General features: G+C 66.9%; 15 protein-coding genes. 6 read left to right on the top strand and 9 right to left on the bottom strand.

Translation table 11 applies throughout. The features are described from left to right. The 3 genes from MJ602_RS07235 to MJ602_RS07225 all read right to left on the bottom strand — a co-directional run bounded on the left by MJ602_RS07235 (window position 1) and on the right by MJ602_RS07225 (window position 3,362). On the bottom strand, window positions 1-393 hold the full coding sequence (locus tag MJ602_RS07235) for a TfoX/Sxy family protein (protein WP_243020164.1): 393 nt from the start codon (window positions 391-393) through the stop codon (window positions 1-3). Between the two features lie 71 nt (window positions 394-464). Continuing rightward, entirely contained in the window at window positions 465-1,631 is a 1,167-nt protein-coding gene (locus MJ602_RS07230; protein ID WP_243020163.1) for an acyl-CoA dehydrogenase family protein, read from the bottom strand. A 219-nt stretch (window positions 1,632-1,850) separates the two neighbouring features. Continuing rightward, on the bottom strand, window positions 1,851-3,362 hold the full coding sequence (locus MJ602_RS07225) for a CoA-acylating methylmalonate-semialdehyde dehydrogenase (RefSeq protein ID WP_243020162.1): 1,512 nt from the start codon (window positions 3,360-3,362) through the stop codon (window positions 1,851-1,853). 140 nt (window positions 3,363-3,502) lie between these two features. On the opposite strand from MJ602_RS07225, the gene MJ602_RS07220 reads away from it, so the two are divergent. Beyond that, complete coding sequence (locus tag MJ602_RS07220) at window positions 3,503-4,393, top strand: LysR family transcriptional regulator (RefSeq protein ID WP_243020161.1); 891 nt, start codon at window positions 3,503-3,505, stop codon at window positions 4,391-4,393. 88 nt (window positions 4,394-4,481) lie between these two features. Here the strand turns inward: MJ602_RS07220 and MJ602_RS07215 are convergent, their stop codons facing one another. From MJ602_RS07215 to MJ602_RS07205, 3 genes are all read right to left on the bottom strand, one after another. Then, on the bottom strand, window positions 4,482-4,895 hold the full coding sequence (locus tag MJ602_RS07215; RefSeq protein ID WP_243020160.1) for a type II toxin-antitoxin system VapC family toxin: 414 nt from the start codon (window positions 4,893-4,895) through the stop codon (window positions 4,482-4,484). Then, on the bottom strand, window positions 4,895-5,152 hold the full coding sequence (locus MJ602_RS07210; protein ID WP_243020159.1) for a type II toxin-antitoxin system Phd/YefM family antitoxin: 258 nt from the start codon (window positions 5,150-5,152) through the stop codon (window positions 4,895-4,897). The genes MJ602_RS07215 and MJ602_RS07210 overlap by 1 nt, the downstream gene beginning before the upstream one ends. 293 nt (window positions 5,153-5,445) lie before the next feature. Continuing rightward, entirely contained in the window at window positions 5,446-6,354 is a 909-nt protein-coding gene (locus MJ602_RS07205; protein ID WP_243020158.1) for a DMT family transporter, read from the bottom strand. Between the two features lie 117 nt (window positions 6,355-6,471). Here MJ602_RS07205 and MJ602_RS07200 point away from each other — a divergent pair, with 117 nt between their 5' ends. Then, a complete protein-coding gene (locus tag MJ602_RS07200) occupies window positions 6,472-7,407 on the top strand; it encodes a LysR family transcriptional regulator (protein ID WP_243020157.1) in 936 nt (311 codons plus the stop codon). Window positions 7,408-7,431: 24 nt separating this feature from the next. Here MJ602_RS07200 and MJ602_RS07195 read toward each other — a convergent pair whose 3' ends face one another. Continuing rightward, a complete protein-coding gene (locus MJ602_RS07195) occupies window positions 7,432-9,387 on the bottom strand; it encodes a penicillin acylase family protein (RefSeq protein ID WP_243020156.1) in 1,956 nt (651 codons plus the stop codon). Between the two features lie 19 nt (window positions 9,388-9,406). On the opposite strand from MJ602_RS07195, the gene MJ602_RS07190 reads away from it, so the two are divergent. Next, on the top strand, window positions 9,407-9,547 hold the full coding sequence (locus MJ602_RS07190; protein ID WP_243020155.1) for an AraC family transcriptional regulator: 141 nt from the start codon (window positions 9,407-9,409) through the stop codon (window positions 9,545-9,547). 29 nt (window positions 9,548-9,576) lie between these two features. Here the strand turns inward: MJ602_RS07190 and MJ602_RS07185 are convergent, their stop codons facing one another. Further along, window positions 9,577-10,083 (bottom strand): flavodoxin family protein, encoded by a 507-nt coding sequence (locus MJ602_RS07185; RefSeq protein WP_243020154.1) that lies wholly within the window; start codon window positions 10,081-10,083, stop codon window positions 9,577-9,579. Beyond that, on the bottom strand, window positions 10,076-10,525 hold the full coding sequence (locus tag MJ602_RS07180; protein WP_423246692.1) for an EVE domain-containing protein: 450 nt from the start codon (window positions 10,523-10,525) through the stop codon (window positions 10,076-10,078). Before MJ602_RS07180 ends, MJ602_RS07185 begins: the two co-directional genes overlap by 8 nt. Window positions 10,526-10,757: 232 nt before the next feature. Here MJ602_RS07180 and MJ602_RS07175 point away from each other — a divergent pair, with 232 nt between their 5' ends. The 3 genes from MJ602_RS07175 to MJ602_RS07165 all read left to right on the top strand — a co-directional run bounded on the left by MJ602_RS07175 (window position 10,758) and on the right by MJ602_RS07165 (window position 14,489). Beyond that, window positions 10,758-11,264 (top strand): hypothetical protein, encoded by a 507-nt coding sequence (locus MJ602_RS07175; RefSeq protein WP_162016341.1) that lies wholly within the window; start codon window positions 10,758-10,760, stop codon window positions 11,262-11,264. Window positions 11,265-11,276: 12 nt separating this feature from the next. Next, the gene (locus tag MJ602_RS07170; RefSeq protein WP_243020152.1) at window positions 11,277-12,899 is read left to right on the top strand and encodes a GMC family oxidoreductase; all 1,623 of its coding nucleotides are present in this window, start codon (window positions 11,277-11,279) and stop codon (window positions 12,897-12,899) included. Window positions 12,900-13,118: 219 nt separating this feature from the next. Further along, window positions 13,119-14,489 carry a tryptophanase gene (locus MJ602_RS07165; protein ID WP_243020151.1) on the top strand — a complete coding sequence of 457 codons (1,371 nt, stop codon included), beginning with the start codon at window positions 13,119-13,121 and terminating at the stop codon, window positions 14,487-14,489. The last annotated feature ends 127 nt before the right edge of the window (window positions 14,490-14,616 follow it).

Here is a 14,616-nt window from a genome sequence, read left to right as displayed (position 1 = left end):
TCATGCCGCTGTCTGTTTGCGGGCCTTGGTGCGCCGGGGCGAGGCCTTGGCCTGGGGGTTGTAGGCGAGGGCGGTTTCCACCCAGTGCAGCCACTGCGGCCGCGTGGCGTAGCCCGTGGGCTCCACCCAGAAGTAGCCGGGCATGCCGCCGCGCGGGTCCAGCTCGCGCACGCCGGGCGTTTCGGCCGTGGCGGCGTGTTCTTGGGGCGGCAGGCGCACCAGCAGGTCTTCGCCCTTGACGGCCAGGCACAGCTTGCCGTCCACCATGAAGGCGTGGCAGCCAAACAGTTTGCGTTCGTCCACCGTGGCGTCCATGCCCAGGCGCTCGGCCAGCGCGTCCCGCACCGCAGCGATGAGGTGCAGGGTTTCGTCGGCCAGGGGGCGGGCGGGCATGGCTGGTAATGAGTTTGAGGTTAAATAGGCCGCCAGCGCCCGTTGGTAAAGCGCTGGCAGCTATCAAAAACCTAGCGGATGGCGTCCGGTGCGTCGCCGTCCAGCATGCGCCGGGCGATGATGACGCGCATGATTTCGTTCGTGCCTTCCAGGATCTGGTGCACGCGCGCGTCGCGCATCAGGCGCTCCAGCGGGTATTCGCGGATGTAGCCGTAGCCGCCGTGCAGTTGCAGTGCTTCGTTGCAGACGTTGAAGCCTGCATCGGTGGCGAAGCGCTTGGCCATGGCGCAGTAGGTGGAGGCATCGCGAGCGCCGGCGTCCAGCTTGCTGGCGGCCAGGCGCACCATCTGGCGCGCGGCGACGAGTTCGGTGGCCATGTCGGCCAGCTTGAACTGCAGCGCCTGGAAGCTGGCGATGGGTTTGCCGAACTGCTTGCGGTCGTGCATGTACTGCTGCGCCTGCTTGAGCGCGCCCTGGGCCGCGCCCACCGAACAGGTGGCAATGTTGATGCGCCCGCCGTCCAGGCCCTTCATGGCGATCTTGAAGCCTTCACCCTCGCGGCCCAGCAGGTGGTTGGCGGGGATGCGCACGTTGTCAAAGCTGATCTGGCGCGTGGGCTGGCTGTTCCAGCCCATTTTTTCTTCCTTCTTGCCGTAGCTGATGCCGGGGGAATCGGCCGGCACGGCGAAGGCGCTGATGCCGGAGGCGCCGGAGTTTGCATCGCCCGTGCGGGCCATGAGCACCAGCACGTCGGTGCTGCCCGCGCCGGAGATGAAGGCCTTGGAGCCGTTGATGATGTATTCATTGCCCACCAGCTCGGCGCGCGTCTTGAGCGAGGCGGCGTCCGAGCCCGCGCCGGGTTCGGTCAGGCAGTAGGAGGCTAGTCTTTGTCCGCTGGTCAGCAGCGGGCCCCAGTGGTCGCGCACCTCGGGCTGGGCCCAGGTGCCGAGCATCCAGGTGGCCATGTTGTGGATGGTGATGAAGGCGGTGGTGGAGGGGTCCACGGCCGCCATTTCCTCGAACACCAGCGTGGCATCGAGGCGCGGCAGGGCCAGGCCGCCAGCGGCCTCGGGCGCATACAGGCCGCAAAAGCCCAGTTCGCCGGCCTTGGCGATGGCCTCGCGCGGGAAGATGCCCTCGGCGTCCCAGTGCGCGGCGTGCGGGGCCAGCTCGGCCAGGGCGAATTGGCGCGCGGTGTCGGCAAAGGCGCGCTGGTCTTCGGTCAGTTCAAAGTCCATGGGCTGGTCTCCGGGTCGGGTGTGCTTTTGTTTTTATAGCTGATGGCGCTTGATTGGCAAGCGCTGGAGCCTGATTTTGGGCTGACTCCCCTCGCCCCTTGCGGGAGAGGGGCGGGGGGGAGAGGGGTGGGTGGGGCGCAGCGCCGGTTTCACCCCTCTCCCCAGCCCTCTCCCGCAAGAGGAGAGGGGGCATGGCAAGGGAGAAACAGCCCCCTGGCCTTACTTCAAGCTGATGGTGGTGTTCACACCCTGGCCAGCGGTGCTGTCGTCGAACCAGCGCGCGGTCACGGTCTTGGTCTGGGTGTAGAACAGGATGACCTGCTTGCCGTAGGGGCCCAGGTCGCCCAGCTTGGAGGCGCGCGAACCGGAGAACGAGAACAGCGGCACGGGCACGGGTACCGGCACGTTGATGCCGACCTGGCCCACATCGATCTCTTCCTGGAACTTGCGCGCGGCGGCGCCACTTTGCGTGAACACGGCCGTGCCGTTGCCGTTGGGGTTGGCATTGATGAACTCGATGGCTTCGTCCAGGTCCTTGGCGGCCACGACGCTCAGCACGGGGCCGAAGATTTCCTGGTCATAGATGGCCATGCCGGGCTTGACGCCGCTAAAGATGGTCGGGCCGACGAAGTTGCCCTTCTCGTAGCCGGGCACGTTGGGCTTGCGGCCGTCGAGTTCCAGCGTGGCGCCGTCGGCAATGCCGCGCTCGATCAGGCCCTCGATGCGCGACAGTGCGGCGCACGAGATGACGGGGCCCACGTCCGTGCCTTTCTCGGTGCCGCCGGATACCTTGAGCGTCTTGGCCTTGGCCACCAGGTCGGGCAGCCACTTTTGCGCTTCGCCCACCAGCACCACCACGGGCAGGGCCATGCAGCGCTGGCCGGCCGCGCCGAACGAGGCGCCGGCGATGGCGTTGAGCGTCTGCTCCTTGTTGGCGTCGGGCAGCACGATGGCGTGGTTCTTGGCGCCCATCATGCACTGCACACGCTTGCCGTTGAGGCTGGCGCGGTTGTACACATGCGTGCCCACCTTGGTGGAGCCCACAAAGCTGATGGCCTTGATATCCGGGTGGTCACAAATGGCGTTCACGGCCATCTCGCCGCCGTGGATCACGTTCAGCACGCCGGGCGGAATGCCGGCTTCCAGCGCCAGTTCGCACAGGCGCATGGTGACCATGGGGTCCTGCTCGGACGGCTTGAGCACAAAGGTGTTGCCCGTGGCGATGGCCATGGGGAACATCCACAGCGGAATCATTGCGGGGAAGTTGAACGGCGTGATGCCGGCGCACACGCCCAGGGGTTGCAGCAGGGTGTAGGTGTCCACGCCGCTGGCCACGTTGTTGGCCAGCTCGCCCAGTTGCAGGTTGCCGATGGCGCTGGCGTGTTCCACCACTTCGAGGCCGCGGAAGACGTCGCCCTCGGCGTCGGGCAGGGTCTTGCCCTGTTCGGCCGTCAGCAGCGCGGCCAGCTCGGCCATGTTCTCGCGGATGAGCTGCTGGAGTTTCAGGAAGATGCGGGCGCGCGCGCCGATGGGGGTCTTCTTCCAGGTCTTGAAGGCTTCCTTGGCCGAGGCCACGGCGGCGTTGATTTCGTCCTGCGTGGCGAAGGGAACGCGCGCCAGCACCTGCTGCGTGGCGGGGTTGACCACGTCGCGCCATTCGGTGGTTTGGGATTCAACAAACTGACCGTTGATCAGCAGTTTGACGGTGGCAACTTTGACGGCAGCATCCATGGGTGTGTCTCCTGAGGCGCCAGGGCACCATGCCCGGCAATCTGCGCCATGGTAGCTGTGCGAAATTGTGAGCACAATAGACAAACCCGCGCACAAGATTTGCATAAACGCACAATGCGCACCTCATCAGAAACTGCACCATGGACTGGGACAACCTGCGCTTTTTTCTGGAACTGGCCCGCGCCGGCACACTGGTGGGAGCCGCCCGCCGCCTGGGGGTGGACCACACCACCGTGGCGCGCCGCATCCAGGGTCTGGAAAAGCAGGTGGACGCCGCACTCTTTGCCCGCGAAGCCGGTGGCCACCGCCTGACCGAAGCCGGGCGCGCCCTGCTGCCCAGGGTCGAGGCCATGGAGGCCGCCTTCCTCGCCGTGCAAAGCGCCGCCCCCGGCGTGGGCACCGGCCTGCATGGCGTGGTGCGCATCGGCACCACCGAAGGCTTTGGCAACCTGGTGCTGGCCGCGCCGCTGGCGCGGTTTGCCCAGTCGCACCCCGGCCTGGTGGTGGACCTGCTGGCCCTGCCGCGCCTGGTGCACCTGTCGCGCCGCGAGGCCGACATCGTCATCTCGCTGGAGCGCCCCGCGCGCGGCGCCGTCATCGTCGTCAAGCTCACCGACTACGTGCTGCAGCTCTACGCCGCCCGCAGCTACCTGGCCCAGCACGCCCCCATCACCACGCCCGAAGACCTGCGCGGCCACAGCTTTGTAAGCTATGTGGACGACCTGCTGTTCAGCAAGGAACTGCAAATCCTGGACGAACTGCACCGCCCAGGGCACTTCGCGCTGCGCAGCACCAGCGTGCTGGCCCAGTTTGAAGCCGTGCGCGCTGGTGCCGGGCTGGCCGTACTGCCCGCCTTCGTGGCCGCACAAGACACCGCCCTGCAACCCGTGCTGCCCGGCCAGGCGCGCTTTACACGCACCTTCTGGATGAGCATGCCCGCCGAAAACAAGCACATGGCCCGCATGCAGGCCACCTGGGCCTACCTGCGCGAGGCGGTGGGGCAGCGGCAGGGGGTGTTGAACCCGGCTTGAGGTGCTCTTGGATTGTTAGGGCCTGTTCACACTATTTTTGCCTGGTAAAAATAGTGTGAACAGGCCCTAACCGTCAGGCACTGCATGCCTACGTCGGGGCAAATGGATTGAAAACGTCCAACCCCAACGCATTGAAATCATTGACGTTTCGGGTCGCAACGGTCAATCCGTGCACCTGCGCAGTGGCTGCAATCATGGCGTCTTCATAAAGCGTATCGGACTTCCTGTGCATCAGTCGTGCCCACGCCCTGAAGGTCCCAGCATCCATCGGCAGCACGTTGTATGTGTTGGCGACCAATTCAAGCCAGTTTTCGATTTCTTGCGCCTTGGCAGGGTCTTGTTCCCGTGTCAGCTCAATGCCCGCTTGAATCTCGCCCAGCGTCACCGCAGACAGATGCAGTTGGGTGTCATCCAGCGATTGCAGCCAAGCGACCACGCCACCGTGTGGTCGTTGCCTGCGAAGTTCCGACACAACGTTGGTGTCCAGCAGGTACTTACGCATCACAGCATTGGCGCCACCTTGCGGCGCGTGGCGTGACCACGTACAGGCAACTCGAGGTCTGCACGCGCGTCATCGGACAACAAGAGCTGTTTGAGCGAGGGGCGTGCCGCCGATTGGAGCCTGCGCCATTCGTCCACAGGAATGAGCACGGCAGCTTCTGCGCCTCGTCTGGTCACCATTTGCGGCCCCTCAAGCAGGCAGGCATCAAGGAACTCACTGAATCGCGCTTTGGCATCCTGAACTGGCCACGTATGCATCGCAACCTCCATAAAACTAGTCATTTGACTAGTCTGCACCACTTGCCTTCACAAGTCAAACACCCGCTGGTAGCCCGGCTCCTATTGAACAACCAAGGCTGCCGACCCCGCCGTCCCGCCACAGTTAGGGCCTGTTCACACTATTTTTGCCAGATGCGTTGCGACCAAAAAGTGCCAGGCACAAGGCGCCAAACGAAGCTGGGGTCCTGCCCCAGCGAGGCTTGGCAACACCGCGAATGGCCCTTTTTGGTCGCAACCCGAAGGGAACGGGGTGAAAATAGTGTGAACAGGCCCTAGCGCCGCCCCACCAGCAGCACCCCCGCCAGCACCAGCCCGGCGCCCGCCATTTGGGGCAGTGAGAGCGGCTCGCCCAGCAGCCAGTAGCTGAACACGATGGTCAGCATGGGGCCCAGCGTGCCAATCAGCACCGTGGGCGCCGCGCCAATGCGGCGGATGGCGGCCGATGTCATGAACACCGGCAGCACGGTGGACAGCAGGGCCATGCCCAGTGCGTGGCCGTACACCGCTGCGGGCTGCACCAGGGCCTGCAGCGGCTGGGTGGCGGCAAAGTGCGCCAGCGTGGCCACGGTGGACACCAGCATGGCCAGCGCGGTAAAGCGCGCCGCGCCCAGGCGGCGGATCACGGGCTCGCTGCCCGCCTGGTAAAACGCATACGACACGGCCGAGCCCAGCACAAAGGCACCGCCCAGCAGCACCGGGCCCATGTCGCTGGCGAGTTGCAGGTCGTGCGTAAAGGCCAGGCCAATGCCTGCGTAGGACAGCAGCAGCGCGCCTATCTCGCGCCGCGAGGCGGTTTTGCCCATGAACAGCACACCGATGAGCAGCGTGATGGTGGGGTAGGTGAACAGAATCAGCCGCTCCAGGCTGGCGCTGATGTACTGCAGCCCCATGAAGTCCAGAATGCTGGCCCCGTAGTAGCCCAGCAGCCCCAGTGCCACCAGCAGCGCCCAGTCCCGGCGCGTCAGCGGTGCCAGCCCCTGGCTGGAGCGCCAGCCCACCCACACAAAGGCGGGCAGTGCCAGCAGCATGCGCAGCGCCAGCAGGGTGACCGAATCGACCGGCTGGGCCTGCGGGACGGCGTAGGCCAGTTTCACAAAAATGGCCTTGAACGAAAAGCCCGCCGCAGCCAATAGGGCCAGGGCAAAGCCGATGCGTTCGGAGGACCAGTGTTTCCAGGGCATGGGTGGGGCGTGTGCGGTAGGGACGAACGCTTTGGCGCCACGCGCCAAGGCCAACAAAGCATGGCCGCAATAATGGCGCGTTTTGTGGCGGCGCACCATCGGTGATAATACAAGCCTGTGTTCGTATTTAACGAATGGTGTGCTGTGGACTACGACCTGACCGATCTGCGCCTGTTCGTGGCCATGGCCGAGGAGCGCAACCTCACGCGCGGTGCGGCGCGGGCCTTTTTGGCGCCATCGTCGGCCAGCCACCGCTTGCGGCGGCTGGAAGATGCGCTGCAAACCCCCTTGTTCGACCGCCAGCCGCGCGGGCTGGAGCCCACGCGTGCGGGCGAGGCGCTGCTGCGCCATGCGCGCCAGGTGTTTGCCTGCATCGAACAAATGCATGCCGAGCTGTCGCCCTATGCCAGCGGCATTCGGGGCCAGGTGAGCCTGTGGGCCAATACGCATGCCACGCACAGCTATCTGCCCGACGATCTGGCGGGCTTTCTCAAGTGCCACCCCCAGGTGAGCGTGAGCCTGGAGGAGCGCACCAGCACCGAGATTGCCATGGCCGTGGCGCATGGCGAGATTGACGTGGGCGTGTTGGCCGACGCAGGCGCCCAGGGCGCGGGCGTGGTGCTGTGGCCTTACCGGCAGGACCGGCTGGTGCTCATCGTGCCGCAGGGCCACGCCCTGGCGCAGCGCGCCAGAGTGGCCTTTGCCGAGGTGCTGGACCAGGCCTTTGTCATGCTGCACTCGGGCTCGGCCATACACACCTTCACCATGAACGCGGCGGCGGCGCTGGGGCGGCACCTGGATGTGCGCATCCAGGTGCGCAGCTTTGAGGCGGTGTGCCGCATGGTGGGTGCGGGCGTGGGCATCGGCCTGGTGCCACGCAGTGCCGTGCCGCGTGCGGGCCTGAGCGAGCCGCCGGTGGTCGTGGCGCTGGACGAGCCCTGGGCGCAGCGCGACCTGCAGGTCTGCGTGCGCCAGGGGGTAGAGCTGTCGGGCTTTGCCAGCGCGCTGGTGCAGCACCTGCGTGCCAGCAGTGGCGGCGCGGTGCCAGCCTGACACCGCGCACGCTGGGGACGGGCTTCAGGGCCGTACAGTCAGCCGCAGCGGTTCACCCACGCGGGCCTGGAGCACGTCTGCGCGGTGGAAGGGCAGGGTGTGCCACTGCTTGCGCGAGAACAGCTCCATCTGGTCCGTGGCATGGGGCGATGCCGGGTTGGTGGACTGTCCGTAGGTCAGGATGGCCTGTGCCACCGGGCCGCGCGCGTCAAAAGTGACGGTCTGCACATGGCTGCTGCCGTAGTCGATGCGCAGGCCCTGGGCGTTGATGGGCGCGGGTTCCTGGCGGCCCAGGTTGTTGAGCACACCTTCGAATTCGTCGCCCCCGTGCAGCGCAATGGGCGCCTCGGTGATGGCTGGGCGCTGCACGCTGCCCAGCGGGGCATCGAGCGCAAAGCCTGCGGCCTTGATGGCCTTGACCGCGGTCTCCAGCGCACCCCAGACCTTGGCTGCCACGGCGGCATCGTCCATCTTCAGCCCTGCGGGGGTGGCGACGGGCTGTTGGGGGTCGAAGGGCACGCGGTACACGCCCGGAATGTTGCGCGCATTGCGCCAGAACTCGCGGAACACATGGGCGCCGCGCGCATCCACCTCGTTGCGCAGGTTCCAGCCCTGCAGGGCGGCGCAGCCTTCGCGCGCTTCGCTGCTGGGTGCCTGGGCACAGGCGGCGCGCAGGTCGGGCACGATGACCGAGGCCATGAAGTTGCGGTTCTGGAACAGTTGCTCCTGCATGCCCTGCAGCGTGACCTTGCCCCGGCCCAGCATTTCGGGGATTTCGGCCAGGCCTGCGCGGGTGCGGGGGCGCGTCAGGCGGGCGTCGCCCACCAGGGGCGAGATGCCTTCGAACTTTTGCGCCGGGTGGGTGTAGAAAAAGCTGTCGTTGCTGTTGTGCACCCAGTCGGTGCGCAGGGCGATGGGCATCCGCTCGATGGGGATCAGCCCCGGCACGGGCGAGCGGCGGTCTTGTTGCCAGGCGCAGTCGGCCCGCGCGCCATTGAGCACCACCAGCCCGGCGGCCATGCGCAGCGCGGTGGCGGGCTTGCTGGGCGTGCAGCGTTCGAGCTGCGCGGCGTCCACGTCGGGCACCGCGCTCACGTCGGCGTACAGCACGCGGCCGTCGCGGTCTGCGGCCAGGGTGTTGACCCAGGGCAGGCCCAGGCCTGCGTGCGCCTGGCGCATGTCGTCCACCGAGCGGGCGCGCGCAAAGGCCAGGGCGGCGTCCATCATGCGGGTGTTGCCGACGTTGGCGTCGCGCAGGGCATAGGCGGTTTGGGCGTTCCAGGTCAGGCCCGCGCGTGGGATGACCACCAGCGGCCCCCAGCGGGTGGACCACAGCGTGCGCCCGGCGATGGTGCGCGATGTCATCTTCTCGGGCTTGCCGTCCACCAGGTAGGTGGTGGGGTCACCCTCGGCCAGTTGCAGCTCGTACAGCGTGAAGCGCTTGCCGGTGGAGACGGTGTGCGACCAGGCCACGTCCTTGTTGAAGCCGATGGACACCATGGGGTAGGGGCCAATGCCCGCGCCCATCACATCGATCTGGCCCGGAATGGTGAGGTGCAGTTGGTAGAAGCGGTTGGGCCCGCTCCACGGAAAGTGCGGGTTGCCCAGCAGCATGCCGTTGCCGTTGGCGGTCACCTCCTTGCCAAAGGCCCAGGCATTGGAGCCCAGGGGCGAGTCGAGCAGGCCCAGCTCGCGCATGGCCTGGGCGGCGTCGGCCAGGTCCACCGGCTGGGTGCTGGCCTGCGCGGCCTTGGCTGCGGGCTGGGGCGGCTGCGCGCCCAGCAGGCCGTCGGCCAGTGCGGCAGCGCCGGCCTGTACGGCCGTGATCTCGGCCATGCGGCGGTATTCGGCCAGCGTCATGGGCTGCACCCAGGGCTTGCCCCGGCGGGCCTCGGGCAGTTGGGCGCCATGGTCTGCCAGGTAGCGGTTGTAGCCCGCCACATAGCCGCGCGCCAGGGCCTGGGTTTCGGCGCTGGTCACTTACCTCACGGTGGAGGCTGTGGCGCAGCAGTGTGGCTACGGTGATGTGGGGCGTTTTCGGCGCATTTTTGCGCGCGTGGCGGGCGTCACGCCGGGTGCCTACCGCCAGCGCTTTCGCTTGCGCACCAGCCGCAGGCAGTGGACGGGCATGCCGGGGTAGAGCCCGCCTGGCCGATCAGAGCACGCCGATCAAAACACGCCCAGCGCCAGCCCGCCCGCCAGCGCTTCGCCCAGAGCCTGGCAGCGCGCCAGGTCGTCTGGCGCGATGTGCTTGGGGGCCGCAATGGCTTCGCGCGTTTGTGCGTGCGTGCACACCACCAGTGCGGGTGCCACCGCGCGCAGGCGCCAGCCGGTGGCAATGCGCTCGATCTGGCGCACGGCGCCCTGGCCGTCGCTGCCCGCGCACACCAGGGTGGCATAGGGGCGACCGTTCACCTGGTCGAGAACGTCGTAGTAGCAGCGGTCGAAAAAGTCCTTGAGCTGGCCGCTCATGGCGGCCAGGTTTTCCGGTGTGGCAAACACCAGGCCATCGGCGGCCAGCACATCCGCCGCATGGGCCTGCGAGGCATGCAGCAGGCGCACGGCCACGCCGCTCTCTTGCGCCGCGCCGTCGCACAGGGCTTGGGCCATCTGGCGGGTGCCGCCGGTCATCGAGTGGTACACCACAAGCAGCGACTTGGACAAGTCTTCAGCCATGGTCTGCCAGTGCCACGATGGTCTCCCACTCCTGTGGGCTGACCGGGGTGATCGAGAGGCGGCTGCCTTTTTGCAGCACGCCCATGCCCGCCAGTGGTGGGATGCTGCGCAGCTCGGCCAGGCCGATGGTGCGTGTCTTGCGCAGGGCCTGCACGTCCACCAGCACCCAGCGTGGCTTCTCGGCGCTGGACCGGGGGTCGAAGTAGGGAGATGACGGGTCGAACTGCGTGGGGTCGGGCCGCGGGAGCGACGCGACACGGGCCATGCCCGCAATGCCGGGCAAGGCGCAACTGGAGTGGTAGAACAGCACGCCGTCGCCCACGCGCATGGCATCGCGCATGAAGTTGCGGGCCTGGTAGTTGCGCACGCCGATCCAGGGCACGGTGGCCTGCGGGGCGGCCAGCGCGTCGTCGATGGAGCACTCGGCAGGCTCGGATTTCATGAGCCAATGGCGTGGTCGGTCTGAAGCAAGCATGGGGTGTGGGTGACATGCCGCAGGGCAACAGAACTGCGGGTGTCCCATTGTGCATGGCGCGGCGCAAGCGATGGTGCGAGGGGCTTTTCAGAGGGTCATGGGCTTCCCCAGGCCGTGGCTGCGTCATCGATGAAAACCCCAATCCCCTCTAGGCGGCTGCGTCTAGAGCCTTGGCTTTGGTGCGTGCGATAGTCGAACGATGCAAAGACGAACCCTTTTGAAGCTGGGCCTGGTCTCGGGCACGGTGCTGGCGCTCGCGGGTGGTGCCGCCATGCTGGTGCAGCCTGGCCTGGTGCAGCGGCGCCTGACGGACGCCGGGCGCGCGCTGTTCATCGGTGTGGGCCGTGCCATTTTGCAGGGCACGCTGCCGCCAGATCCAGCGGAGCAGCGGCAAGCCCTGGAGGGCATGGCCGACCGGGTGGATATCCTGGCGCAGAACCTGCCGCCGCATGTGGTGGACGAGCTGTCGCAACTGGTGGGCCTGCTGGGCAGCAGTGCCGGGCGGGTGGCGCTGGCCGGGCTCTCCACGGGCTGGCTTGAGGCCACGCCCGAGCAGGTGATGGCGGCCCTCAACGACATGCGCTATTCGCGCTTGACCCTGCGCCAGCAGGCCTACCAAGCGCTGCACGAGATCGTGGGCGGCGCGTATTTCTCCGAAGAAACCACCTGGGCCGTGGTCGGCTACCCCGGTCCCCAGGACATCTGAGCCTTTCATCCCATGAGCAAACTACCTGACCCCATCCGCGAGGGGCTGCAGCGCGGCTGGAAAGTGCGCGGCGGTCCGCACGGCGCGGTGCCCGAAACGCTGAGCTGTGACGTGGCCATCATCGGCTCCGGCGCGGGCGCGGGCATCACGGCGGAACTGCTTGCGCGTGCCGGGCTGTCCGTGGTCATCGTCGAAGAAGGCCCGCTGCGCAGCAGCAGCGACTTCCGCCAGCGCGAGTCCGAAGCCTACCCGCAGCTCTACCAGGAAAGCGCCAGCCGCAAGACCGAGGACAAGGCCATATCCATCCTGCAGGGGCGCTGCGTGGGCGGCTCCACCACGGTGAACTGGACCAGCTCCTTCCGCACGCCGCCTTCCACCCTGGGCTTCTGGGCGCAGCACTTTGGGCTCAAGGACTACAACGAGCAGGCGCTGGAGCCGTACTTCGAGCAGGCCGAGCGCAGGCTCAACGTGTCTTCGTGGCAGATGCCGCCCAACGAGAACAACGAGTTGCTGCGCGCCGGGGCGGTCAAGCTGGGCATTCCGGTCGAATCGATCCGGCGCAACGTGCAGGGCTGCTGGAACCTGGGCTCCTGCGGCATGGGTTGCCCCACCAACGCCAAGCAGTCCATGCTGGTCACCACGCTGCCCGTGGCGCTGGAGCAGGGCGCCACGCTGCTGGTGCAAACGCGGGCCGAGCGCCTGGAGGTGGCCTCGGGCAAGGTGCAGGCCCTGCACTGCGTGGGCGTGCAGCTCAACAGCACCGTGGCGGGCGATGCAGCGCGCACGCGCATCACGGCCAAGCACTACGTGCTGTCGGGCGGGGCCATCAACTCGCCCGCCGTGCTGCTGCGCTCCCAGGCGCCCGACCCGCATGGCCGCCTGGGCCAGCGCACCTTCCTGCACCCGGTGGTGATGACCGCCGCACTGATGCAGCAGCGCGTGGAGGGCTGGACCGGTGCCCCGCAGTCGCTGTGCACCGACCATTTTCTGGAAACCCAGGCCATCGACGGCCCCATGGGCTTCAAGCTGGAGGCGCCGCCGCTGCACCCCCTGATCCTGGCCACCACCCTGCCCGGCATGGGACAGCCCCAGGCCGATCTGCTGCGCCAGTTCCCGCACACCCATGTGCTGCTGGCGCTGCTGCGCGACGGCTTCCACGAGCAGGCACAGGGCGGGCGCGTCAAGCTGCGCGGCGACCGCTCGGCCGTGCTCGACTACCCGCTGACCGACTACGTGATGGACGGCGCCCGCCGCGCCATGCTGGCCATGGCCGAAATCCAGTTTGCCGCCGGCGCCCAGCAGGTGCTGCCGGTGCACGAAATGGCCACGCTCTACTCCACTTGGGCGCAGGCCAAGGCCGCCATAGAGCAACTGCCCATGAAGCCGCTGCTGACGAAGGTGGTCAGCGCCCATGTGATGGGCGGCTGCGGCCTGGCCGCTGACGAAAAGCGGGGCGTGGTGCGGCCCGATGGCGTGCACTGGCAGGTGGAAAACCTCTCGGTGCACGACGGCTCGCTGTTCCCCACCAGCGTGGGGGCCAACCCGCAACTGTCCATCTACGGCATCGTCAACCGGCTTGCGCAAGGGCTGGTGCAGCGCTTGACGGGCCAGTCGCAGGCGCAGCCACTGGCATGAGCCAGGGCCGTCGCGGCGCGGCCTGGTTGCTATATTATTGATAGCTGCTTGCGCAATATCTGCAGGCATTTCGGCAGGTTTTGATCTTGATTTTTCGGGCGCTGACCTCGGTGGAGGCAGGGCCCGAAATTTTTTGGTGGGCGTTGGAAATAACCGACACCATGGGTTTTTTCGCGGTGATAACTTTGCGCCCCTGACCAAGACAAACCAGGAGCACACATGCCCAAAACCCTGATCGAACCCTTCCGCATCAAAAGTGTGGAACCCATCCGCATGACCACCCGTGCCGAGCGCGAGCGCCTGCTCGAAGAGGCCAAGCTCAACGTCTTCAAGCTGCGCGCCGAGGATGTGCTGATCGACTGGCTGACCGATTCCGGCACCGGCGCCATGTCGTCCAGGCAATGGGGTGCCATCATGGAAGGCGACGAGAGCTACGCCGGCGCGCGCAGCTTCTACCGCCTGGAAAAAGTGATCCAGGACATCACCGGCATGCAGTACTTCGTGCCCACGCACCAGGGCCGCGCGGCCGAGAAAGTGCTTTTCGGCGCCACCTGCAAGGCGGGCGACCTGGTGCCCAACAACTGCCACTTCGACACCACGCGCGGCAACCTCGAATACATGGGCGTGGAGGCCGTGGACCTGGTGATCCCCGAGGGCCTGCAGCCCGCGCTGGACTACCCGTTCAAGGGCAACATCGACCTCGCGCGTGTCGAGGCGGTGCTCAAGGAGCAGGGCCACCGCATTCCCTTCGGCATGATCACCGTGACCAACAACACCGGCGGCGGCCAGCCCGTGTCCATGGCCAACATCCGTGCCTACGCCGCGCTGCTCAAAAAATACGGCAAGCCCTTCATCATGGACGTATGCCGCTTCTCGGAAAACGCCATGTTCATCAAGATGCGCGAGCCGGGCTACGAGAACACCCCCATCCGCGACATCGTCAAGGAAATGTTCTCCTACGCCGACGGCGCCACCATGAGCGCCAAGAAGGACGGCATGGTCAACATCGGCGGCTTCATCGTGTTGCGCAGCGAGGAATGGCTGGACGCCGTGCGCAACGGCCTGATCATGATGGAAGGCTTCCCCACCTACGGCGGCATGGCCGGGCGCGACCTCGAAGCCCTGGCCGTGGGCCTGGAGGAGGGCATGGAGGAGGACTACCTGCGCTACCGCCTGCGCACTGCCGAGTACCTGGGCGAGCGCCTGGAGGCGGCGGGCGTGGGCTTCGTCAAGCCCACGGGCGGCCACGCGGTCTATATCGACGCCAAGACCGTGCTGCCCAACATGCCGGTGGAACACTACCCCGCCTGGGCGCTGTGCAACGCGCTGTACCTAGAGGGCGGCATCCGCGGCGTGGAGATTGGCTCGGTCATGTTCGGCAAGCGGCTCGACAGTGGCGTGGAGACCTACCACAGCATGGAGCTGGTGCGCTTGGCGTTCCCGCGCCGCATGTATACGCAAAGCCACTTCGACTATGCCGCCGAGGTGATCGCCGAGGTCAAGGAAAAGGCCGCCAGCATCCGCGGCGTGAAGATCACCAAGCAGCCCAAGTTCCTGCGCCACTTCACCTGCGAGTGTGAGTGGGCTTGAAGAAGCGAACAACCTCCTGAGCGGCTGCGCCGCTTCCCCCTTCTCTCGGCTGTCGCCGGGAAGGGGGACGCCGCCCGTGCGGCGGGGCGGCCCTTGCACGGCGGCTGCTGGCCTGGGCCGCGCCGGT

It is taken from the genome of Simplicispira sedimenti (genome assembly GCF_022760965.1).
In the GTDB taxonomy this organism is placed as follows: Bacteria; Pseudomonadota; Gammaproteobacteria; order Burkholderiales; family Burkholderiaceae_C; genus Simplicispira; species Simplicispira sedimenti.
This window is presented reverse-complemented; position numbering and strand designations above follow the sequence as displayed.

Excerpts from the sequence above, each read along its gene's own strand:
- MJ602_RS07235 (WP_243020164.1), bottom strand. The coding sequence starts at position 393 with ATGCCCGCCCGCCCCCTGGCCGACGAAACCCTGCACCTCATCGCTGCG.
- MJ602_RS07230 (WP_243020163.1), bottom strand. The coding sequence starts at position 1,631 with ATGGACTTTGAACTGACCGAAGACCAGCGCGCCTTTGCCGACACCGCG.
- MJ602_RS07225 (WP_243020162.1), bottom strand. The coding sequence starts at position 3,362 with ATGGATGCTGCCGTCAAAGTTGCCACCGTCAAACTGCTGATCAACGGT.
- MJ602_RS07220 (WP_243020161.1), top strand. The coding sequence starts at position 3,503 with ATGGACTGGGACAACCTGCGCTTTTTTCTGGAACTGGCCCGCGCCGGC.
- MJ602_RS07215 (WP_243020160.1), bottom strand. The coding sequence starts at position 4,895 with ATGCGTAAGTACCTGCTGGACACCAACGTTGTGTCGGAACTTCGCAGG.
- MJ602_RS07210 (WP_243020159.1), bottom strand. The coding sequence starts at position 5,152 with ATGCATACGTGGCCAGTTCAGGATGCCAAAGCGCGATTCAGTGAGTTC.
- MJ602_RS07205 (WP_243020158.1), bottom strand. The coding sequence starts at position 6,354 with ATGCCCTGGAAACACTGGTCCTCCGAACGCATCGGCTTTGCCCTGGCC.
- MJ602_RS07185 (WP_243020154.1), bottom strand. The coding sequence starts at position 10,083 with ATGGCTGAAGACTTGTCCAAGTCGCTGCTTGTGGTGTACCACTCGATG.
- MJ602_RS07180 (WP_423246692.1), bottom strand. The coding sequence starts at position 10,525 with ATGAAATCCGAGCCTGCCGAGTGCTCCATCGACGACGCGCTGGCCGCC.
- MJ602_RS07175 (WP_162016341.1), top strand. The coding sequence starts at position 10,758 with ATGCAAAGACGAACCCTTTTGAAGCTGGGCCTGGTCTCGGGCACGGTG.
- MJ602_RS07170 (WP_243020152.1), top strand. The coding sequence starts at position 11,277 with ATGAGCAAACTACCTGACCCCATCCGCGAGGGGCTGCAGCGCGGCTGG.
- MJ602_RS07165 (WP_243020151.1), top strand. The coding sequence starts at position 13,119 with ATGCCCAAAACCCTGATCGAACCCTTCCGCATCAAAAGTGTGGAACCC.